Below are 3446 nucleotides of genomic sequence, written 5' to 3'. Positions count from 1 at the left end.
AAGGACATCGCGCTCGCCATCATCGGCCATATCGGCACGGCGGGCGGCAACGGCCATGTCATCGAATATGCCGGCGAGGCGATCCGCGATCTTTCGGTCGAAGGCCGCATGACCGTCTGTAATCTGACGATCGAGGCCGGGGCGCGCGCCGGCATGATCGCGCCGGACGAGAAGACGTTCGCCTATTTCAAGGGCCGGCCGATGGCGCCCAAGGGCGAGAACTGGGACAAGGCGGTTGCCTACTGGAAGACGCTGCCGTCGGACGAGGGCGCGCATTTCGACAAGGAAGTGACCGTCGATATCGCGAACCTGCCGCCGATGATCACCTGGGGGACGAGCCCGGAAAACGTCATCCGTATCACCGACCGCATTCCCGATCCGGCGAAGGTCGCCGACGAGGGCCGGCGCCATGCGATGGAGCGCGCGCTGGACTATATGGGCCTGACGGCCGGGACGCCGATCAACGAGGTCAAGATCGACCGCGTCTTCATCGGCTCCTGCACCAATGGCCGCATCGAGGATCTGCGCGCGGCGGCGGCGATTGCCCAGAAGGCGCTTAACGAGGGAAAGAAGGTCGCCTCGACCGTCAACGCGATGGTCGTTCCGGGCTCCGGTCTCGTGAAGGAGCAGGCGGAAGCCGAAGGGCTCGACAAGATTTTCGTCGCGGCGGGTTTCGAGTGGCGCGAGCCCGGCTGCTCGATGTGTCTTGCGATGAATGCCGACAAGCTTCAGCCCGGGGAGCGTTGCGCCTCGACGTCCAACCGCAATTTCGAAGGCCGTCAGGGCCGCGGTGGGCGCACGCATCTCGTCTCTCCCGCCATGGCAGCGGCGGCGGCGATCGCGGGCCACTTCGTCGATGTGCGTGAGATGAACTGAGGAGAACGGCAATGGACAAGTTCAACAAACTCACCGGCGTCGCGGCGCCGATGCCGCTGATCAATATCGACACCGATATGATCATCCCCAAGCAGTTCCTGAAGACGATCAAGCGCACCGGGCTCGGCAAGAACCTCTTCGACGAGATGCGCTATGACGAGAAGGGCAGCGAGAAGCCGGATTTCGTGCTGAACAAGCCCGCCTATCGCCACGCGCAGATCCTCGTCACGGGCGAGAATTTCGGCTGCGGCTCGAGCCGCGAACACGCGCCCTGGGCGCTGGCCGATTTCGGCATCCGTTGCGTGATCGCGGCGAGCTTCGCCGATATTTTCTACAACAACTGTTTCCAGAACGGCATCCTGCCGATCGTGCTGCCGCAATCGGATGTCGACAAGCTGATGGACGATGCGGAGCGGGGATCGAACGCGGTCGTCACCGTCGACCTCGAAGCGCAGGAGATTCGCGGGCCGGACGGCGGCGTCATCAAGTTCGACATCGATCCCTTCCGCAAGCATTGCATGCTGGAAGGTCTCGATGGCGTGGGGCTGACGCTGAAGAAGGTCGACACCATTGCGACCTATGAAAAGCGCCACGCGGCGGAGCAGCCCTGGCTTTGAGCGATACGTTACCTCTCCCCCGAAGGGGGAGAGGTCGGCTTGCGGAACGCAAGCCGGGTGAGGGGCTTCTTCGAAAGACTCTTTATGGGGCTCCCCCTCACCCAACCCTCTCCCCGAGGGGAGAGGGCTAGCGAAGTCGAACGACAGAGACCGAAAGAAGCAAATGAGCACCAAGAAAATCCTGATCGTGGCGGGCGACGGCATCGGCCCGGAAGTCATGGGCGAAGTCGAGCGCGTCATCGGCTGGTACGGCAAGAACCGCAAGTTCGACGTCGTCGTCGAGCATGAGCTCGTCGGGGGCTGCTGCTACGACAAGCACGGGGTCGCGGTGACCGACGAGACCGTCGCGAAGGCCAAGGCGGCGGATGCCGTTTTCCTGGGCGCGGTCGGCGGCCCGAAGTGGGATAACGTGCCTTACGAAGGTCGCCCGGAAGCGGGCCTGCTGCGGCTCAGGAAGGATCTCGAGCTCTTCGCCAATCTCAGGCCCGCGCTCTGCTTTGCGGCGCTCGCCGATGCCTCGTCGCTGAAGCGCGAGATCGTCGAAGGCCTCGACATCATGATCGTGCGCGAGCTGACCGGCGGCGTCTATTTCGGCGAGCCGAAGGAGATTACCGATCTCGGCAATGGCGAGCGGCGCGGCGTCGATACGCAGGTCTATACGACCAGCGAAATCCGCCGCATCGCGGAAGTCGCCTTCGATCTCGCCCGCAAGCGCTCGGGCCGCGTCATGTCGGTCGAGAAGCGTAACGTCATGAAGACGGGCGTGCTGTGGTTCGAGGAAGTCGCGAAGCTCCACAAGGAAAAGTTTTCCGACGTGAAGCTCGAAAACATGCTGGCCGACAATTGCGCCATGCAGCTCGTGCGCAACCCGAAGCAGTTCGACGTCATCGTCACCGACAATCTGTTCGGCGACGTGCTTTCGGACATCGCCTCGATGCTGACCGGCTCGCTCGGTATGCTGCCGTCGGCGTCGCTCGGCGCGAAGGATGCGACCGGCAAGGCGAATGCGATGTACGAGCCGGTGCACGGGAGCGCGCCCGACATCGCAGGAACGGGCGCCGCCAATCCGATCGCCTCGATCCTCTCTTTCGCGATGGCGCTGCGTTACACCTTCGATCGCGGGGCCTGTGCGGACCTTCTTGAAAAGGCGGTCGACGCGGTGCTCGCCAACGGGCTTCGTACCGGCGACATCATGCAGCCGGGTATGACGAAAATCGGCACAGTCGCGATGGGCGACGCGATCCTCAAGGAACTCGACAGGCTGAACGCTTAAGCCGTCAGGAGAATAGCTATGGGTTACAAAGTCGCCGTCGTGGGCGCCACGGGCAATGTGGGCCGCGAGATGCTGAACATCCTCGCCGAGCGGGAATTCCCGGCCGACGAGGTGGTCGCGCTCGCCTCGCGGCGCAGCCAGGGGACGGAAGTCTCCTATGGCGACAGCATTCTCAAGGTGAAGGCGCTCGAGAATTACGATTTCACGGGCACAGACATCTGCCTGATGTCGGCGGGATCGACGGTCGCGGCCGAATGGGCGCCGCGCATCGGCGCCGCCGGCTGCGTCATGATCGACAATTCGTCGAAGTTCCGCATGGACCCGGACGTGCCGCTGATCGTGCCGGAGGTCAACGCCGATGCGATCGCGGGCTACACGAAAAAGATGATCATCGCCAACCCCAACTGCTCGACGGCGCAGATGGTGGTGGCGCTGAAGCCGCTTCACGATCTTGCAAAGATCACGCGCGTGGTCGTTTCGACCTATCAGTCGACGAGCGGCGCGGGCAAGGAAGGCATGGACGAGCTCTTCGAGCAGACGCGGGCGATCTATGTCAACGATCCGGTCGAGAAGCACAAGTTCACCAAGCAGATCGCCTTCAACGTCATTCCCCATATCGACGTCTTCATGGAGGATGGCTACACGAAGGAAGAATGGAAGATGGTGGTCGAGACCAAGAA

The 3446-nt window shown here is 62.9% G+C and carries 4 protein-coding genes; all 4 read left to right on the top strand.

The genetic code is table 11. The features are described 5' to 3' along the window. Positions 1-876 (top strand): aconitase family protein (locus VMR03_RS08495; protein WP_325404190.1); only part of this gene is annotated, 876 nt, incomplete at its 5' end. An 11-nt stretch (positions 877-887) separates the two neighbouring features. Continuing rightward, positions 888-1493, top strand: a complete 606-nt coding sequence (gene leuD, locus VMR03_RS08490) for a 3-isopropylmalate dehydratase small subunit (RefSeq protein ID WP_325404188.1) — start codon at positions 888-890, stop codon at positions 1491-1493. A gap of 163 nt (positions 1494-1656) precedes the next feature. Further along, complete coding sequence (leuB, locus tag VMR03_RS08485; RefSeq protein ID WP_325404186.1) at positions 1657-2766, top strand: 3-isopropylmalate dehydrogenase; 1110 nt, start codon at positions 1657-1659, stop codon at positions 2764-2766. 18 nt (positions 2767-2784) lie between these two features. Then, a partial coding sequence (locus VMR03_RS08480; RefSeq protein ID WP_325404184.1) for an aspartate-semialdehyde dehydrogenase occupies positions 2785-3446 on the top strand: 662 nt, incomplete at its 3' end.

This window comes from Parvibaculum sp. (assembly GCF_035511255.1).
GTDB lineage: Bacteria > Pseudomonadota > Alphaproteobacteria > Parvibaculales > Parvibaculaceae > Parvibaculum.
The sequence above is the reverse complement of the archived record's forward strand: the minus strand, read 5'-3'. Positions and strand labels throughout refer to the sequence as shown.

What these genes read in the sequence shown, in the direction of transcription:
- leuB (WP_325404186.1), top strand. Translation starts at nt 1,657, where the DNA reads ATGAGCACCAAGAAAATCCTGATCGTGGCGGGCGACGGCATCGGCCCG.
- leuD (WP_325404188.1), top strand. Translation starts at nt 888, where the DNA reads ATGGACAAGTTCAACAAACTCACCGGCGTCGCGGCGCCGATGCCGCTG.